At 60.7% G+C, this 15,423-nt stretch carries 20 protein-coding genes; 9 read left to right on the top strand and 11 right to left on the bottom strand.

All coding sequences use genetic code 11. From position 1 onward, the window contains the following. The 4 genes from yggU to ACPW74_RS00345 form a co-directional block, all read right to left on the bottom strand. On the bottom strand, positions 1–300 hold the full coding sequence (gene yggU / locus ACPW74_RS00360) for a DUF167 family protein YggU (protein ID WP_041210939.1): 300 nt from the start codon (positions 298–300) through the stop codon (positions 1–3). Next, positions 300–851, bottom strand: a complete 552-nt coding sequence (locus tag ACPW74_RS00355) for a YggT family protein (RefSeq protein ID WP_010673053.1) — start codon at positions 849–851, stop codon at positions 300–302. Before ACPW74_RS00355 ends, yggU begins: the two co-directional genes overlap by 1 nt. 23 nt (positions 852–874) lie before the next feature. After that, on the bottom strand, positions 875–1,699 hold the full coding sequence (gene proC, locus ACPW74_RS00350) for a pyrroline-5-carboxylate reductase (protein ID WP_010673052.1): 825 nt from the start codon (positions 1,697–1,699) through the stop codon (positions 875–877). Between the two features lie 122 nt (positions 1,700–1,821). After that, positions 1,822–2,523: a YggS family pyridoxal phosphate-dependent enzyme gene (locus tag ACPW74_RS00345; RefSeq protein WP_042864460.1), complete on the bottom strand. Its 702-nt coding sequence runs from the start codon at positions 2,521–2,523 to the stop codon at positions 1,822–1,824. Between the two features lie 39 nt (positions 2,524–2,562). Here ACPW74_RS00345 and tapT point away from each other — a divergent pair, with 39 nt between their 5' ends. The 3 genes from tapT to yaaA are packed head-to-tail and all read left to right on the top strand — an operon-like array spanning position 2,563 to position 5,536. Continuing rightward, positions 2,563–3,597 (top strand): type IVa pilus ATPase TapT, encoded by a 1,035-nt coding sequence (tapT, locus tag ACPW74_RS00340; RefSeq protein WP_010673050.1) that lies wholly within the window; start codon positions 2,563–2,565, stop codon positions 3,595–3,597. Between the two features lie 23 nt (positions 3,598–3,620). Beyond that, positions 3,621–4,730 carry a PilT/PilU family type 4a pilus ATPase gene (locus tag ACPW74_RS00335; protein WP_041214461.1) on the top strand — a complete coding sequence of 370 codons (1,110 nt, stop codon included), beginning with the start codon at positions 3,621–3,623 and terminating at the stop codon, positions 4,728–4,730. Between the two features lie 32 nt (positions 4,731–4,762). Beyond that, on the top strand, positions 4,763–5,536 hold the full coding sequence (yaaA, locus tag ACPW74_RS00330; RefSeq protein ID WP_279981083.1) for a peroxide stress protein YaaA: 774 nt from the start codon (positions 4,763–4,765) through the stop codon (positions 5,534–5,536). A gap of 187 nt (positions 5,537–5,723) precedes the next feature. Here yaaA and srmB read toward each other — a convergent pair whose 3' ends face one another. After that, positions 5,724–6,944 carry an ATP-dependent RNA helicase SrmB gene (gene srmB, locus ACPW74_RS00325; RefSeq protein ID WP_041210934.1) on the bottom strand — a complete coding sequence of 407 codons (1,221 nt, stop codon included), beginning with the start codon at positions 6,942–6,944 and terminating at the stop codon, positions 5,724–5,726. Between the two features lie 127 nt (positions 6,945–7,071). Between srmB and ACPW74_RS00320 the strand changes: the two genes are divergently transcribed. Both ACPW74_RS00320 and brnQ read left to right on the top strand, forming a co-directional pair. Then, positions 7,072–7,782 (top strand): tRNA1(Val) (adenine(37)-N6)-methyltransferase, encoded by a 711-nt coding sequence (locus tag ACPW74_RS00320; RefSeq protein WP_202040292.1) that lies wholly within the window; start codon positions 7,072–7,074, stop codon positions 7,780–7,782. A 190-nt stretch (positions 7,783–7,972) separates the two neighbouring features. Continuing rightward, complete coding sequence (gene brnQ, locus ACPW74_RS00315) at positions 7,973–9,280, top strand: branched-chain amino acid transport system II carrier protein (RefSeq protein WP_223933202.1); 1,308 nt, start codon at positions 7,973–7,975, stop codon at positions 9,278–9,280. A gap of 89 nt (positions 9,281–9,369) precedes the next feature. Here the strand turns inward: brnQ and ACPW74_RS00310 are convergent, their stop codons facing one another. The 3 genes from ACPW74_RS00310 to zur are packed head-to-tail and all read right to left on the bottom strand — an operon-like array spanning position 9,370 to position 10,512. Then, a complete protein-coding gene (locus ACPW74_RS00310; RefSeq protein ID WP_039039956.1) occupies positions 9,370–9,597 on the bottom strand; it encodes a hypothetical protein in 228 nt (75 codons plus the stop codon). A gap of 5 nt (positions 9,598–9,602) precedes the next feature. Continuing rightward, entirely contained in the window at positions 9,603–10,064 is a 462-nt protein-coding gene (locus ACPW74_RS00305) for a chemotaxis protein CheX (RefSeq protein WP_010673043.1), read from the bottom strand. Next, positions 10,054–10,512 carry a zinc uptake transcriptional repressor Zur gene (zur, locus tag ACPW74_RS00300; protein ID WP_049636537.1) on the bottom strand — a complete coding sequence of 153 codons (459 nt, stop codon included), beginning with the start codon at positions 10,510–10,512 and terminating at the stop codon, positions 10,054–10,056. Before zur ends, ACPW74_RS00305 begins: the two co-directional genes overlap by 11 nt. A 136-nt stretch (positions 10,513–10,648) precedes the next feature. Between zur and dusA the strand changes: the two genes are divergently transcribed. Then, entirely contained in the window at positions 10,649–11,635 is a 987-nt protein-coding gene (gene dusA / locus ACPW74_RS00295; RefSeq protein WP_223933200.1) for a tRNA dihydrouridine(20/20a) synthase DusA, read from the top strand. 2 nt (positions 11,636–11,637) lie between these two features. After that, a complete protein-coding gene (locus ACPW74_RS00290; RefSeq protein ID WP_080944170.1) occupies positions 11,638–11,787 on the top strand; it encodes a hypothetical protein in 150 nt (49 codons plus the stop codon). A gap of 83 nt (positions 11,788–11,870) precedes the next feature. Here the strand turns inward: ACPW74_RS00290 and ACPW74_RS00285 are convergent, their stop codons facing one another. Continuing rightward, entirely contained in the window at positions 11,871–12,296 is a 426-nt protein-coding gene (locus ACPW74_RS00285; protein WP_029313758.1) for a hypothetical protein, read from the bottom strand. A 112-nt stretch (positions 12,297–12,408) separates the two neighbouring features. Then, positions 12,409–12,681: a nucleoid-associated protein HU-alpha gene (gene hupA, locus ACPW74_RS00280; protein WP_005305063.1), complete on the bottom strand. Its 273-nt coding sequence runs from the start codon at positions 12,679–12,681 to the stop codon at positions 12,409–12,411. Positions 12,682–13,019: 338 nt separating this feature from the next. Here hupA and ACPW74_RS00275 point away from each other — a divergent pair, with 338 nt between their 5' ends. Next, complete coding sequence (locus ACPW74_RS00275; protein WP_029313757.1) at positions 13,020–13,502, top strand: Rsd/AlgQ family anti-sigma factor; 483 nt, start codon at positions 13,020–13,022, stop codon at positions 13,500–13,502. 102 nt (positions 13,503–13,604) lie between these two features. Next, positions 13,605–13,991 carry a PilZ domain-containing protein gene (locus ACPW74_RS00270; protein ID WP_279982240.1) on the top strand — a complete coding sequence of 129 codons (387 nt, stop codon included), beginning with the start codon at positions 13,605–13,607 and terminating at the stop codon, positions 13,989–13,991. A gap of 53 nt (positions 13,992–14,044) precedes the next feature. On the opposite strand, the gene radA is transcribed toward ACPW74_RS00270, so the two are convergent. Further along, positions 14,045–15,409, bottom strand: coding sequence for a DNA repair protein RadA (gene radA, locus ACPW74_RS00265; protein ID WP_010673036.1), 1,365 nt, complete (start codon positions 15,407–15,409; stop codon positions 14,045–14,047). Positions 15,410–15,423: the final 14 nt, after the last annotated feature.

The raw sequence follows: 15,423 nt of genomic DNA, 5'->3' as shown, positions 1-15,423 counted from the left end.
TCAATCCTGATTATCCAGCAGAGCGGCAATCTCGGCGGGGATCTGCTTTGGCGCGTCGATGGCGACCGTCTTGTGCCGACCCAGCTCCCCCCGCAGGATGCGAACCTGCCCCTTGGCCACCTTGCACTGCTTGGCCAGGTACTTGATCAGGTGACTGTTGGCCTGACCATCCACCGGCGGCGCCGTGATGGCCACTTTCAACTCGTCACCGTGCAATCCGATGATCTGATCCCGGCTCGCCTTGGGCTGGATCATCAGATGCAACACCAGCTCGTCCCCTTCCAGCAGGACGGCGGGCATCAGATCATCCACCACAACTGGCCGAACAGATCCCCCATCAGGTAGTTGATGGCCTGCAGCGCGATGAAGGCGACCAGCACGGAGAGATCCAGCCCGCCCAATGCAGGCAGGATGCGGCGAATGGGGGCCAGGAAGGGTTCAGTGAGCTGGTGCATCACGTATTCAATGGGGTTGCGACCCTGGCTGACCCAGCTCAGGATGGCGCGGATAAGCAGGATCCAGAAGATCATGGAACCCGCCTTCTTCAGCACGGTGAGCGTCGCAAACAGACAGAGAGTGAGCCAGTCCGCCTGCAGCACATTCATGCTCTTGAGCAGGACCAACTTGCCAAAGGCGATCAGCAGCGCCAGCAGCACAGAGGCCATGTCCAGCCCGCCAAAACCCGGGATGACGCGGCGCAGGGGCACCACCAGCGGGTTGGTCAGCTTGACCACCATCTGGCTCATGGGGTTGTAGAAGTCGGCCCGCGCCCACTGCAGCCAGACCCGCAGCAGCACCACCATGAGGTAGAGATCAAAGACAGTGTTAATCAAAAAGTAAGCCGTGTTCATCCGGGCTCCTTGCTAAAAGGGATTCAGAAAAGGGTTTCCATTTCGCCGGCCCGGGTAACGGCCGCCTGCATGGCTCTTGCGGTCAGCGGCATCAGCCCCTGCTCCTGGAATGTCTTGACGGCCTCGGCCGTGGTCCCGCCCTTGCTGGTCACCTGCTCGCGCAGGGTCTGCAGCGACAGCTCGGGATTCTGCTCCACCATGGCGGCCGCCCCCAAGGCGGTTTGCTGCACCAGCAGGCGAGCCTGCTCCGGCGTAAAGCCCATGGCCTCGGCCTCCTCGGCAATCGCCTGCATGAACAGGAAGAAGTAGGCCGGGGCACTGCCCGCCGCCGCAATGACGCCGTTGATGCCGGCCTCCTGCTCCACCCAGAGGGTCTTGCCCACGGATTGCATCATCTGTTCGGCCACAGCACGATCGGCCTGCCCGATGGCGGGCGGTGCATAGAGCCCGGTCATCCCCAGCCCCAGCAAGGAGGGGGTGTTGGGCATGGTGCGAATGATGCGATCGTGACCGCCCGCCATCTCCTGCAAGCGTGCGACGCGAATGCCGGCGGCGATGGAGATGAGCAACTTGCCATCCAGCGAGCCAAGCTCGGCCACCAGCGCCGTCAGCATGCCCGCCATCAGCTGGGGCTTGACCGCCAGCACGATCACCTCGGCCTCCCGGGCCGCCTCGGCGTTGTCCTGGGTGATACGGATGCCGAACTGGCTGGCCAGTTCGTCCAGCTTGGGGCGGCTGGGATTGGCGGCGATGATACGCTCTGCCGGGTAACCCGCCTGGATGAGGCCGGCAATGATACTGCGGCTCATGTTGCCTGCCCCGATGAAGGCGAGGGTTCTCTGCTGCATCAAACACTCCTGTTACTGACATCGCAGCGGATGCCGACCCAGCCTGTGCGGGCTGACAGCATCACACGCGCCTGTTTACCTGAAAAAAGCACGACCGGGGTGTTTCTCGCCCCGGCTCTTGCTCATGAATAGTCACGGGCCCCGAAGATGGCGGTCCCGACCCGCACCATGGTGCTGCCATGGGCAATGGCCGGCTCAAGATCCTCGGTCATTCCCATCGAAAGGGTGTCGACGCTCGGGTATTGTTGCGCAAGCTCGGTGAACAGAGCCTGCATGCGCGCCATCTGGGCCGCCAGCACTCCCTCGTCGCGGGTATGCTCGGGGATGGCCATCAGGCCGCGCAACCGCAGCCGCTCGCTTTGGGCCACCAGGGAGGCCAGGCGGAAAATCTCTTGCTCCGACGTACCGGATTTGCTGCTCTCTCCGCTAATATTGATTTGCAGACAGATATTTAGCGGCGCGAGCCCGCTCGGTCTCTGGTTGTTGAGGCGTTCGATGAGCTTGTCGCGATCGACACTTTGAACCCAGTCGAACCGCTCCGCCACCAGCTTGGACTTGTTCGATTGCAGCGGGCCGATAAAGTGCCACTCTATGTCTGTACAGGCGTTCTGCTCGCGCAAGGCATCAATCTTGAGCGCGGCCTCCTGGGCGTAGGATTCGCCAAAGCGCCGCTGGCCGGCGGCATAGGCAGCCTGAATGTCCCCCAGCGGCTTGGTTTTGCTGACAGCAAGCAACTGGATGTGATCTGGGCTGCGGCCAACACGCCGGGCAGCCTCTACAATACGTTCCTTTACCTGAAGCAGGTGCTGGGCAATCTGGCTCATATTTCGTTCGTAATCTTGTGATGGGAGAATAACAAATCTATGGATATCACAGAGTTATTGGCATTCAGTGTAAAGCATAAGGCCTCGGATCTACACCTCTCGGCCGGAGTCCCCCCGATGATCAGGGTTGATGGGGAGGTTCGCAAGATCAATTTGCCCGCCCTGGATCACCGGGAAGTCCATGCTCTCATTTACGACATCATGAATGACCACCAGCGCAAGGAGCTGGAGGAGAACTTCGAAGTGGACTTCTCCTTCGAAGTGCCCGGCATGGCACGCTTTCGGGTCAACGCCTTCCAGCAGGCGCGCGGCTCGGGCGCGGTGTTTCGTACCATCCCGAGCACCGTTCTGACCCTGGACGATCTGGGGGCGCCGGAGATATTTCGCAAGATTGCGGAGTACCCTCGCGGCCTGGTGCTGGTGACTGGGCCCACCGGCTCGGGCAAATCCACCACCCTGGCCGCCATGGTCGATTACATCAATGACAACTTCCACCACCACATCCTCACCATCGAGGACCCCATCGAATTCGTGCACGAGAACAAGCGCTGCCTGGTGAACCAGCGGGAAGTACACCGCGACACCAAGAGCTTCAGCAACGCCCTGCGCTCGGCCCTGCGGGAAGACCCGGATATCATCCTGGTAGGTGAAATGCGGGACCTCGAAACCATCCGTCTCGCCATGACCGCCGCCGAAACCGGGCACCTGGTGTTTGGCACCCTGCACACCTCCTCGGCTGCCAAGACCATCGACCGTATCATCGACGTCTTCCCCGGCTCGGAAAAGGACATGGTGCGATCCATGCTCTCCGAATCCCTGCGGGCGGTCATCTCCCAGACCCTGCTCAAGCGTATCGGTGGCGGCCGGGTGGCGGCCCACGAGATCATGCTGGGGATCCCGGCGGTGCGAAACCTCATCCGGGAAGACAAGGTGGCCCAGCTCTATTCCGTCATCCAGACCGGGATGACCCACGGCATGCAGACCATGGACCAGAGCCTCAAGCAGCTGGTCAACCGGGGGGTCGTCGCCTCCCTCGACGCCAAGGCCAAGGCGGTCGATCCCAATACCATTTAAGCTCGCACACCCAAGGAGTCGCCATGAACATGGATGTTCTGCTCGCCGCACTGGTTGAACAAAAGGGCTCGGATCTCTTCATCACGGTCGATGCCCCCCCGACCCTCAAGGTCAACGGGCGTCTGGTGTCGCTCGGGCCGGCTCCCCTCGACAAGACGACGGCGCTGGCGTTGATCAGGGAGAGCCTGGACGAGACCCACTTCGAGCGCTTCCTGCACACCCGCGAGGCCAACTACGCCATCCAGCGAGGCTCGCTGGGGCGCTTTCGGGTCAGCGCCTTCTGGCAACAGGATATGCCGGGCATGGTGCTGCGCCGCATCGAGACCCGCATCCCCACCTTTGACGAGCTGGTGCTGCCCCCCATCCTGCAGGAGGTCGCCATGGCCAAACGCGGGCTGGTGCTCTTCGTCGGCGCCACTGGCGCCGGCAAGTCCACCACCCAGGCGGCCATGATCGGCTTTCGCAACCAGCACGGTGACGGCCACATCCTGACGGTGGAGGATCCGGTGGAGTTCGTCCATCAGCACGATCGCTGTCTGGTGACCCAGCGGGAGGTGGGGATCGACACCGCATCCTTCGATGTCGCCCTCAAAAACTCCCTGCGCCAGGCCCCGGATGTCATCCTCATCGGTGAAATCCGCTCCCAGGAGACCATGGAGTTCGCCATCCAGTTCGCCGAGACGGGGCACCTCTGCCTCGCCACCTTGCACGCCAACAATGCCAACCAGGCGCTGGATCGCATCCTGCATCTGGTCCCCCAGGAGAAGCACCGCCAGTTCCTGTTCGATCTCTCCTTCAACCTGCGCGCCATCGTCGCCCAGCAGCTGCTCCCCTCCGCTCATGGGCAGCGCCGGGTCGCCGCCTTCGAGATCCTGCTCAACACCCCGCTCGTCACCGACATCATCCGCAAGGGAGAGATGCACAGACTCAAGGAGGTGATGACCAAATCCGGCGAGCTCGGCATGCAGACCTTCGATCAGGCGCTGTTCGGCCTGTTCTGTGCCGGCCAAATTGGCTACAGTGAGGCCCTTGCCCATGCCGACTCCGCCAACGACCTGCGACTGCTCATCAAGCTGTCGGGTCGCGAGCAGCTGGGCGCAGGCACTCTCGACAACGTGACCCTGGATGAATGAGGGGCGTGCGTCATCGCTAGTAAAGGACAGTTATGCTGATTGTGGTTTCCCCGGCCAAGACGCTGGATTACGAGTCACCCCTGGTGACCTCCCGTTTCACCCAACCCGAACTGCTGGACCACTCCGCAGCACTGATCACCCGGGCTCGTCAACTGAGCCCGGACCAGATCGCCAGCCTGATGAAGATCAGCGACAAGCTCGCCGGCCTCAACGCCGCCCGCTTTGCCGAGTGGCAGCCTGACTTCACGCCGGCCAACGCCCGCCAGGCGCTGCTGGCCTTCAAGGGGGACGTCTACACTGGTCTGGCCGTAGAAGATTTCAGCGAGGCCGACCTCGACTTCGCCCAGGCCCACCTGCGCATGCTCTCCGGCCTTTATGGCGTACTGCGGCCGCTTGACCTCATGATGCCCTACCGCCTGGAGATGGGGATTAGGCTTGAGAACCCGCGCGGCAAGGACCTCTACCAGTTCTGGGACGACATCATCACGGAGCACCTGAACAAGGCGCTGGCGGCCCAGGGGGACGACGTGCTGATCAACCTCGCCTCCGACGAGTATTTCAAGTCGGTGCGCCCGAAAGCCCTGCAGGGGCGCATCATCACACCGGTGTTCAAGGACGAGAAGAACGGCCAGTTCAAGATCATCAGCTTCTACGCCAAGAAGGCCCGCGGCATGATGGCACGCCACATCATCAAGCATCGGCTCACCCGGGTGGAACAGCTGACCGGTTTCAATGCCGACGGCTACTACTTTGTACCGGAAGAGTCCGACGCCAATACCCTGATGTTCAAGCGCGCTGAAAATTAATTACACATTCAAGGGAACCAAGTCGGAGATCCTCGGGTCTGACTCTGTGAATCCTCTGTTGTAAGCACTTTTTGTTGGCCGACGTCCTTGCGTCGGCTTTTTTCTGCGCCTCTCTCAGGCCACTCCCCAGGCAGCAGACAGCAAAACGGCCATCCTGGGATGGCCGTTTCAACTGTGCTCGGGGGCATTACTTCTTTTTCTTCTTTGCCGACTTCTTGGCATCCTTCGGCTTTTTCTTCTTCACCGGCACCCGCGCTTCCTTGTGTCTGGGGCGCAGCTCATCGATCACCCGGCGCTTGAGGCGCTCCTCGGTGTAGCGTTCGATCTTGGCGACCATGGCCATGTCGTGAGCTTCCACCAGGCTGATGGCGCAGCCACGGTTGCCGGCACGACCGGTACGACCGATGCGGTGCACATAGACATCCGCGCCGTAGGGCATGTCGTAGTTGATGACATGACTGACGTTCGGCAGGTCGATGCCGCGGGCGGCCACGTCGGTGGCGATGAGGAAGGGCACCTCCCCTTCGTGGAACTTGCGGATAGACTCTATGCGCTTGGCCTGCTCCATCTCGCCACGGATCCAGGCGCAGGGCACGCCTGCCGCCTGCAACTGGCCGGAAAGCTCCGCCAGTCGCTCACGGGTCTTGACGAAGATGATGGCCTTCTGGGTCTCCGGGTTTTTCAGGATGTGCACCAGCAGAGCCAACTTGTGGGCGGCATCATCGGCCAGGTGGATCCACTGGGTGATGGGGCGGCGCTCGCTGCGGGGCGGCTCGGCGTGCAGCTCAACCGGGTCTTTGAGGATCTCGCTCGCAAACTTCTCGAGGCCGGCCCCTTCCAGGGTGGCGGAGAAGAGCATGGTGTGCTTGCGGTAGCGCGCCTCTTCCACGATGCGGTTCACGTCCTTGATGAAGCCCATGTCCAGCATCCGGTCCGCTTCATCCAGCACCAGCACCTCGATGTCGTGGCTCTCGAACTCCTCTTTCTCGATGTACTCGAGCAGACGGCCCGGGGTGGCCACCACGATGTCGGTGGTCTTGGTCAGGGCAGGCAGCTGCTCTTCATGGCTGACGCCACCGATGATGGTCTCGATGCTGAGATGGGTGTGCACCGCCAGGGCCTTGGCGTGAGCACTCACCTGCAGCGCGAGCTCGCGGGTCGGAGTCAGGATCAGCATGCGGCACGGACCCGGCTTGCGACGCGGGAAGTCCAGCAGGTGCTGCATCGCGGGCAGCAGGAAGGCGGCGGTCTTGCCGGTGCCGGTCGGCGCAGAGGCCAGAATATCGCGGCCGTCCAGGGCTGGCTCCAGCACCATCTGCTGGATGGTGGTGGGGCGGGTGAATCCCATCTCGGCCAAGGCCCGACTGAGGGCTGGATTCAGGTCGAAATCATCAAAGGACTGGCTCATGGCAATACTCGGTCATTAAGGAAGCGGCAGATTATAGGCGATTATGCCGCCGGCTCCTATGGTGACTGTGGCTTAGCCGCTATAATCGCCGGCCATTTTCCGCGGGCAGGCACAGGAGGAGGGCCGAATGGGGCGCAACAACGGTTTCACGTTCAAGCAATTTCACATCGATCACGACCGCTGCGCCATGAAGGTCGGTACGGACGGCATTCTGCTGGGAGCCTGGGCGCCGGTCGACAGCGCCCGCCGGGTGCTGGACATCGGCACCGGCAGCGGCCTCATCGCCCTGATGCTGGCCCAGCGCAGCACGAACGACTGCCACATAGACGGGGTGGAGCTGGATAAGGATGCAGCCGTGCAGGCCCAGGAGAATGTGGCGGCCTCCCCCTGGCGTGAGCGGGTCACCATCATAGAGAGCGCCATTCAGGATCACCTCGCCCCCCCTTACGATCTCATCGTCTCCAACCCGCCCTATTTCCCGGCAGGCCAGACACTTCGCGATCCGGCCAGGGCTCTGGCCCGTCATACCGGGGGGCTCGACCCAAGGGGATTGCTGGCCGCCAGCGATCGCCTGCTGAGCCGTACCGGGCAACTGGCCCTGGTGCTGCCCACGGCGATGGCGGATGAAATTTTATGCATTTCGTCGAGTTATGATCTGTATGAGCGTTGTTATCTGGCTGTTACTACCAGAGAGGGGAAAGAGGCAAATCGTGTTTTATTGCTGCTTGGCAGAGGATTAAACAAGTGTGAGAGGGGTGAAATTGTGATCCATTCTGCCACTGGAGGCTATTCCGACAGATATATCCAACTAACCAGCCCCTTCTATTTGAAGATGTAAATTTTGCCTTGAACTATTTTTTCACATCATTATGCTGACTGCTAAATGAGCGCCCGCTCAAGACCAGTTCAAACCACTGGTCGCGATGAAAAAACCAGCGGGGCTCTTTTTTTTACCCCCGGAAAGTGCCGGTCACTGACAAATAAAAAACTATAACAAGCAATAGTTTACAAGACAGACGAGGTTGAACTTGACGAAATCACTCACATTGTCCGATGTACTCGGATTGGGCTTCATGACCTTTGCGTTCTATCTGGGCGCAGGCAACATCATCTTCCCGCCCCTGGCCGGCTTCATGGCGGGTGAGCACCTCTCCCTGGCCATGCTGGGCTTCCTGGTCACCGCCGTGGGCCTGCCCCTCATCACCATCATCGCCGTCGCCAAGGCTGGCAACGGCTGGGCCGGCATGACCAAGCTGCTGCCGGCCGGCGTGGCCACCGCACTGGCCGTCGCCATCTACATCATCATCGGCCCGGCCTTCGCCGCCCCCCGTACCGGCCTGGTGGCCTACGAGATGGGCCTCAAGCCCTTCCTTGGCGACATGGGACCATCCGGTCTGGCTGCCTACACAGTACTGTTCTTCGGCGTGGCCATCCTGGTCTCCCTCAACCAGGGCAAGCTGATGGATGCCATCGGCAAGTACCTGACCCCGCTGCTGATGCTGCTGCTGCTGACCCTGGCCATCGGTGTCTTCGTCGCACCGCAAGGAAGCATGCCTACCGCATCCGGTGACTACCAGAGCACCCCCTTCGTGAAAGGCATTCTGGAAGGCTACAACACCATGGACACCCTGGCGTCCCTGATGTTCGGCGCCCTGATCGTCGACCTGCTGCGCCAGAAAGGCATCCATGACTACCAGAGCCAGTTCAAGTACCTAGCCATCGCGGGCATCATCTCCGCCATCGGTCTCTCCGTGGTCTATGTCTCCCTGTTCCAGCTGGGCAACACCGCTGCCGGCGTCGCCACAGATGTGAGCAACGGCGGTGCCATCGTCAACGCCTACGTGCTGAGTCTGTTCGGCCAACCGGGTCAGTTCATCCTGGCTGCCATCATCACCCTGGCCTGCTTCACCACGGCCGTCGGCCTCATCTCCGCCTGCTCCGACTTCTTCCACAACCTGACCGGCATGAGCTACAAGAAGCTGGTCGTGCTGCTGGGTGTCATCTGCGGCATCGTGGCCAACGTGGGCCTGAGCCAGCTCATCAGCCTCTCCATTCCGGTGCTGGTCGCCATCTACCCGGTTGCCGTGGCGCTGGTACTGGTCACCTTCCTGAAGGGTTACTTCGGTCACCCCCGTCTGGTGTTCCGCTCCGTGCTGCTGGTCGCCTTCCTGTTCGGCTGCCTGGACGGCCTGGGCGCCGCCGGCATGAAGATGGATGCTTTCGCCTTCCTGCCGCTGTTTGACAAGGGCCTTGCCTGGTTGCTGCCGACCCTGCTGGCCTGTGGCCTCGGTGTCATGGTGCGTGGCAATGGCAAGCTGGCTGCAGAAGCGGCCTGATAACAGATCTTGACCAAATAAAGAGGCCAGCATTCGCTGGCCTCTTTTTTATTGGTGCAATCTGGTTCATCCGTTGTGGAGAGCGCTCTTCAGAGGACGGTTGCGGGCTTGGGTTTGCCTGCAAGACCGTACCAGTGATGCTCAAATCGGCCCGCATGCCAGCGCAGGGTGCCCCAGGGCTGGTCAGCCTGCCAGCGCGGGAAGTTGATCTCCACGCGGTTGTCTTCGTACTTGTAGAGAGAGGTGCTGATCTCGATATCCGACAGGATAAGCAGCACCACCCCACCGATGACACTCCATTTCAGCATCTTCCACATGGCGATTACTCGAAGCAGATCTCGATGGTGGCACGGCCATACTCCGATTCGAACGGCATCATGATCTTGGCGCCGTCGGCCCGGTGAGTGATGGTGTGATTGGGACCGGAGACGATGACCGGGGTCGCCATGTCGAACTCATAGCCCTTCTCCCCCAGCATGCGTTTGGCGCCGCCCGTCACCATGTTGGTGATCTCGCCCACCATGTCGGTCACTTCCTCGTTGATGGTGGCCGGCGCCTCCCCCAGCATGCGACGCATGATCTCCAATGCCAGCCCCTTCTCGAAGCTGATGGAGAGGGAACCCCGGGTCTGCGGACCCACCATGCCAATCAGGCCGGAGACATCTCCCCGAGCCAGCTCGTCCGTCTTGCGCTTGGGCGCGCCCGGTTTGAGTTCCAGCTGTGCCATGGTGGAGAGCACGTTGAGCAGGGAGAGCAGGAACGGGTTTACAAAATCAGCCTTCATCTTGACTTCCTACGGTAACGGAACAGCGGGCACATTGACCATGGGCTTCTATGGTCTTGTTGGTAATAGTAAAACCATGCTGATGAGCCTGCTCGGAAAAGGCGCCGTCGATGGCGGGATCGTGCAGCTCCACTACCTCACCGCAACGATCGCAGATCAGCAGTTGCATCGGGTGGGCATGGTCGAAGTGGCAGCAGAAGATGAAGGCGTTGAGCGACTCCACCTTGTGGGCAAAGCCCTGTTCGAGCAGGAAGTCGAGCGCCCGATAGACGGTAGGCGGTTTGGCATGAGCCTCGGTCTGCTGCAACTGGGCCAGCAAATCATAGGCACTAATGGCATTGCCGTGGGCGGCAAGCAGCCGGAACACCTGGCGCCGTGTCGGGGTGAAACGGATCCCTCGCTGCTCGCAGAGGCGTTCCGCTCGTTGTAGAAGTTGGTCTTGATTCATGTTCACGCAGATACCCTGTCAATTAGCCGGATACTATCACAGGGCCCCCAGTGCGCGGCGACAAAATTCATTTTCTGGGGCTGTCTCACGTTGTGATAGAATCCCGCCCCTTGTTTGGCCAACCCGGATGATTTTTATGCAGGCGCAGCGCTTTTCCATCGCCCCCATGCTGGACTGGACCGATCGGCATTGCCGTTATTTCCACCGTCTGATGACCCGCCAGACCCTGCTCTATACCGAGATGGTGACCACGGGCGCCATCATCCACGGCAAGGGCGACTATCTGGGCTACAGCGAGCAGGAACACCCTCTCTCCCTGCAACTGGGTGGCAGCAACCCGGCAGACCTGGCCCGCTGCGCCAGGCTCGCCGAGGAGCGCGGCTATGACGAGATCAACCTCAACGTCGGCTGCCCTTCCGATCGGGTGCAAAACGGCCGCTTCGGCGCCTGCCTCATGGGCGAACCCGCGCTAGTGGCCGATTGCGTCAAGGCGATGCGCGACGTGGTCGACATTCCTGTCACCGTGAAGACCCGTATCGGCATCGACGAGCAAGACTCCTACGAGTTCTTGCAGGCCTTCATCGAGCAGGTTAGGGACGCCGGTTGCGATACCTTCATCGTCCATGCCCGCAAGGCCTGGCTGAGCGGCTTGAGCCCGAAAGAGAACCGCGAGATCCCGCCCCTCGATTATCCTCGCGTCTACCGGGTCAAGCAGGATTACCCGGATCTGACCATTGTCATTAACGGCGGGGTGACCAGTCTGGAGCAGACTCTTGAACATCTGCAGCACCTCGACGGGGTCATGATGGGTCGCGAAGCCTACCAGAATCCCTACATTCTGGCCCAGGTGGACAATCTGGTGTTCGGCGAGAACCATGCCGTGCCAAGCCGCCACGAGGTGGTGCGGATGATGCTGCCCTACATCGAACAGGAGCTGGCCAAGGGCAACTACCTCTCCCACATGACCCGCCACATGCTGGGGTTGTTCCAGAACATGCAGGGGGCGCGCGCCTGGCGTCGCCATCTGAGCGAGAATGCCTGCAAGCCGGGGGCCGACATTCAAGTGGTGCTGGACGCCATGGCCAAGGTGCCGGAGTTCGCGTCGGCCGACGCGGTGGAGTGATCATGTACCGCTTCACCGGATCCTGGCTGCACAAGGCCCTGGTGCGTCTGTGCGCCGGCCTGCTCACTATTCTCGGCATCAAGCTCAGCGCCTTCTATTTCATCGGGCTGCTGATCGTGCTGGGGCTGCACCGGGACCAGATCCTGGGCTAAGCGCCCCACGCTCCCGAACAAGAAAAAGCCGGCGCCCCTGCGCCGGCTTTTTTGTCACCACGGAGGCGACCCGACAATCTGGCTTACTCCTCCTGAACCATGAACTGGAGTTCAGGGGGAGAAGAGGTCAGCACATCGGCGCAGTAATCCCAGGTCGAGATGCGGTAGTGCTGCAAATCTTCATCCAGGTGCAGTCCATCGGATTCCTGATGGAACCAGCTGGCGAAACGGGACGGGGTGATGAGCTGGATCTGCTCCTCGATGACGTGGCTGTCACGCCCCTCCGCCAGATCGCAATCCTCCATCACCCGCACTGCGAAGATGTGGCGAAAACTCACCCGACACAGGGGCAACGGAGGCAGATCGATGCTGCGAGCACGCCCCAGCATGACGGTCAGGGTGTCGCTCCAGATATCCTGATGCAGTTCGGCCACGACCAGGCCGGGAGGGAGTTGACGAGAGGGTGCCCAGGGGACGGCTACCTGCCGAATGGCATTTTTCTGTTCCATATCCACCTCGCTACAGCGCATGCCATATTCTGAGTGTATCTGAAACAAATTTGACGAAGATGGCAAGAAAAAACCCGGCACAAGCCGGGTTTCATTTGATTACAAGACGATCTTATTTGACGGCGTCTTTCAGCGCCTTGCCAGCCACGAAGGACGGCACATTGGCGGCTGCAATCTGGATCTCTTTACCGGTTTGCGGGTTGCGACCGGTACGGCCCGCGCGATGGTTGACCTTGAAGGTACCAAAACCCACCAACTGAACGGCATCGCCCTCTTTCAGGCTCTGGGTAATACCATTGATGATCTCTTCCAGAGCGACTTTGGCCTGAGCTTTGCTCAGGTCTGCTTTGGCGGCAATTGCATCGACAAGTTGAGCTTTGTTCATAACATTTCCTTTATGATCGGGCATTTAGCACCGGGCCACTCTATTCAAAAAAAAACACTCAGGCAAAGGCTTTATCAGCCGGATTGGCTTGAATGCTGGGGTTTTCATCAAGATCTGCGGAAATAGTCACATATATCGCCCCCTTGTCCCCTGGATGGGCGACAGGATGCGAAGTTCCGGTGGGGAGAGGCATGCAAATCCCCGCCTGATGTAACAATATCCCTACACTCCTATTGACGGTCAACTGGATTTTCCCTAGTTATAGGAGTGTCGTCAGTCGATGAGAATGACCGAAGGCATGCGACCCGAGAGCCGCATGTCATGCCCATGGAGGGACTATGTTAACTGAACTGGAAAAAACCAAGCGCGCACTGGCAGGCAAGCACAGAGCAATAGATGACTGGCTGGATGCCAGACAGGCGTTGCTGGTCGAGTACATGCGGCTGGCAGGCCTCATGCCCGCCAAGTGCAAGCAACGCACCCTCCCAGGTCACGTCGAACTGCAACGTTTTTGCGAACAACTGGTCGATTACGTCAGCGCAGGCCATTTCGAGATCTACAACCATGTCGTCACCGCCTTTGAGCAAGCCAGCGGGGACAAACTGGAGCTGGCCAAGCGCATCTACCCCCATATCCGTGCCTGTACCGAATTCGCGCTGGAGTTCAACGACAAGTACAGCAACGCCGACGAAGCCCAGTTGCTGCAACTGGACGAGGATCTGAACCAACTCGGCCCCGTGCTGGAGGACAGGTTCAAACAGGAGGATCGGCTGGTCAAGGCGCTGCAGGTGGTGGAATCCCTCAGCCATCAGCAGGTCTGATATTCAATATCGGAGCCAGTTCAATATCCTGGCGTGCCAGCTGGATTACACTCTGCAACATGAAGGATGAGCATCTTGCTCGCACGCAGACCGGAGACGACCATGGCCGAGCGCCGCCACTTTACTCGGATTTTCTATTTGACCGCCGCCAAGCTCACCCAGGGTGAACACCAGTGGCGCACCCAGCTGGTCGATGTCTCCCTGCAAGGAGCCCTGCTGCTCAGACCCGAGGATTGGGTCGCCAGCGAGGACAAGGAGTACGAAATCTACTTCGTGCTCGGGGGCAGCGACATCGAGATCAAGATGCAGGTCGAGCTGACCCACGAAGCCAGCAAGAAGCTGGGGTTTTACTGCCACCACATCGACATCGACAGCGCCACTCACCTCAAGCGGATGATCGAGCTGAACATCGGAGAGGAACAACTGCTCCATCGCGAGCTGGAGCAGTTGCTGCAAGAGCACCGAGACCACGTCCCCCCCGAATCCTGAGCGGGCGGGCAGAAAAACAAAGGAGCGTCCATACGCTCCTTTTTCATGGTCGATTACAGGGCCTCGAGGGCATCGGAGAGTTTCTTCACCGGCACCACCTCCATCCCCTCGATGGGATGTTTGGGCGCATTGGCATGCGGGACGATGGCTCGGCGGAAGCCGTGCTTGGCCGCCTCCTGCAGTCGCTCCTGACCCGAGGGTACGGGCCGTATCTCGCCAGAGAGCCCCACTTCGCCAAAGACCACCAGATCCTTGGGCAGGGCCTGATCCCGGAAGCTCGACACCATGGCCAGCAGCAGCGCCAGATCCGCGCTGGTCTCCTCGACTTTGACGCCACCCACCACGTTGATGAACACATCCTGATCCGCCATCTGCAACCCGCCGTGACGATGCAGCACCGCCAGCAGCATGGCGAGACGGTTGTGGTCCATCCCCACCGCCACCCGGCGCGGATTGGAGAGCTGGGAGTAATCCACCAGCGCCTGCAACTCCACCAGCAGGGGGCGCGTGCCTTCCCAGATCACCATGACGATGGAGCCCGGAGCCTGCTCCTCCCCGCGGCTGAGGAAAATCGCGGAAGGGTTGCTCACCTCCTTCATTCCCTGCCCGGTCATGGCGAAGACCCCCAGTTCGTTGACCGCACCGAAGCGGTTCTTGTGGGAGCGCAGGGTGCGAAAACGCGAGTCGTGCCCGCCATCCAGCAGCACGGAGCAGTCGATGCAGTGCTCCAGCACCTTGGGGCCCGCCAAGGTGCCGTCCTTGGTGACGTGGCCCACCATGAAGATGGCCACATGATTCTGCTTGGCATAGCGTGTCAGCAGCGCCGCCGACTCCCGCACCTGGGAGACGGACCCCGGCGCGGACTGCACATCCGCCACGTGCATCACCTGGATGGAGTCGATGACCATGATCTGAGGTTGCTCCTGCTGGGCGATGAGGCAGATCTGCTCGACACTGGTCTCGGACAACATGCGCAGCTTGTCCGTGGGCAGACCCAGCCGACCAGCCCGCATCGCCACCTGTTGCAGTGACTCCTCACCGGTCACATAGAGGGTCTTCATGCGCTGCGCCAGGCCGCACATGGTCTGCAGCAACAGGGTCGACTTGCCGGCCCCGGGGTTGCCGCCGATGAGAATGGCCGAACCGGGGACCACGCCGCCACCGAGTACGCGGTCCAGCTCCTTGAAGCCCGAGCTGAAACGGGGGATCTCCGTGGTGGCGATCTCCGCCAGGGTCTGCACCTGGCTGCCGACGGCGCCCGCATAACCGGTATAACGAGCGCTCTTGCCGGGTGTCGTCACCCCCAGTCGCACCTCGGTGATGGTGTTCCACTCCTTGCACTCGCTGCACTGGCCTTGCCAGCGGGTGAAGTCGGCTCCACATTCGGAACAAACATAGGCGGTTTTGTTTTTGGCCATGGATAACTCGGGGA

The sequence above is a fragment of the Aeromonas sp. INTO2 genome (genome assembly GCF_049860605.1).
GTDB lineage: Bacteria > Pseudomonadota > Gammaproteobacteria > Enterobacterales > Aeromonadaceae > Aeromonas > Aeromonas caviae.
The sequence above is the reverse complement of the archived record's forward strand: the minus strand, read 5'-3'. Positions and strand labels throughout refer to the sequence as shown.

Bases quoted from the DNA above. Each gene is read 5' to 3' on its own strand.
- yggU (WP_041210939.1), bottom strand. From the start codon at position 300: ATGCCCGCCGTCCTGCTGGAAGGGGACGAGCTGGTGTTGCATCTGATG.
- ACPW74_RS00355 (WP_010673053.1), bottom strand. From the start codon at position 851: ATGAACACGGCTTACTTTTTGATTAACACTGTCTTTGATCTCTACCTC.
- proC (WP_010673052.1), bottom strand. From the start codon at position 1,699: ATGCAGCAGAGAACCCTCGCCTTCATCGGGGCAGGCAACATGAGCCGC.
- ACPW74_RS00345 (WP_042864460.1), bottom strand. From the start codon at position 2,523: ATGAGCCAGATTGCCCAGCACCTGCTTCAGGTAAAGGAACGTATTGTA.
- tapT (WP_010673050.1), top strand. From the start codon at position 2,563: ATGGATATCACAGAGTTATTGGCATTCAGTGTAAAGCATAAGGCCTCG.
- ACPW74_RS00335 (WP_041214461.1), top strand. From the start codon at position 3,621: ATGAACATGGATGTTCTGCTCGCCGCACTGGTTGAACAAAAGGGCTCG.
- yaaA (WP_279981083.1), top strand. From the start codon at position 4,763: ATGCTGATTGTGGTTTCCCCGGCCAAGACGCTGGATTACGAGTCACCC.
- srmB (WP_041210934.1), bottom strand. From the start codon at position 6,944: ATGAGCCAGTCCTTTGATGATTTCGACCTGAATCCAGCCCTCAGTCGG.
- ACPW74_RS00320 (WP_202040292.1), top strand. From the start codon at position 7,072: ATGGGGCGCAACAACGGTTTCACGTTCAAGCAATTTCACATCGATCAC.
- ACPW74_RS00310 (WP_039039956.1), bottom strand. From the start codon at position 9,597: ATGTGGAAGATGCTGAAATGGAGTGTCATCGGTGGGGTGGTGCTGCTT.
- ACPW74_RS00305 (WP_010673043.1), bottom strand. From the start codon at position 10,064: ATGAAGGCTGATTTTGTAAACCCGTTCCTGCTCTCCCTGCTCAACGTG.
- zur (WP_049636537.1), bottom strand. From the start codon at position 10,512: ATGAATCAAGACCAACTTCTACAACGAGCGGAACGCCTCTGCGAGCAG.
- dusA (WP_223933200.1), top strand. From the start codon at position 10,649: ATGCAGGCGCAGCGCTTTTCCATCGCCCCCATGCTGGACTGGACCGAT.
- ACPW74_RS00290 (WP_080944170.1), top strand. From the start codon at position 11,638: ATGTACCGCTTCACCGGATCCTGGCTGCACAAGGCCCTGGTGCGTCTG.
- ACPW74_RS00285 (WP_029313758.1), bottom strand. From the start codon at position 12,296: ATGGAACAGAAAAATGCCATTCGGCAGGTAGCCGTCCCCTGGGCACCC.
- hupA (WP_005305063.1), bottom strand. From the start codon at position 12,681: ATGAACAAAGCTCAACTTGTCGATGCAATTGCCGCCAAAGCAGACCTG.
- ACPW74_RS00275 (WP_029313757.1), top strand. From the start codon at position 13,020: ATGTTAACTGAACTGGAAAAAACCAAGCGCGCACTGGCAGGCAAGCAC.
- ACPW74_RS00270 (WP_279982240.1), top strand. From the start codon at position 13,605: ATGGCCGAGCGCCGCCACTTTACTCGGATTTTCTATTTGACCGCCGCC.
- radA (WP_010673036.1), bottom strand. From the start codon at position 15,409: ATGGCCAAAAACAAAACCGCCTATGTTTGTTCCGAATGTGGAGCCGAC.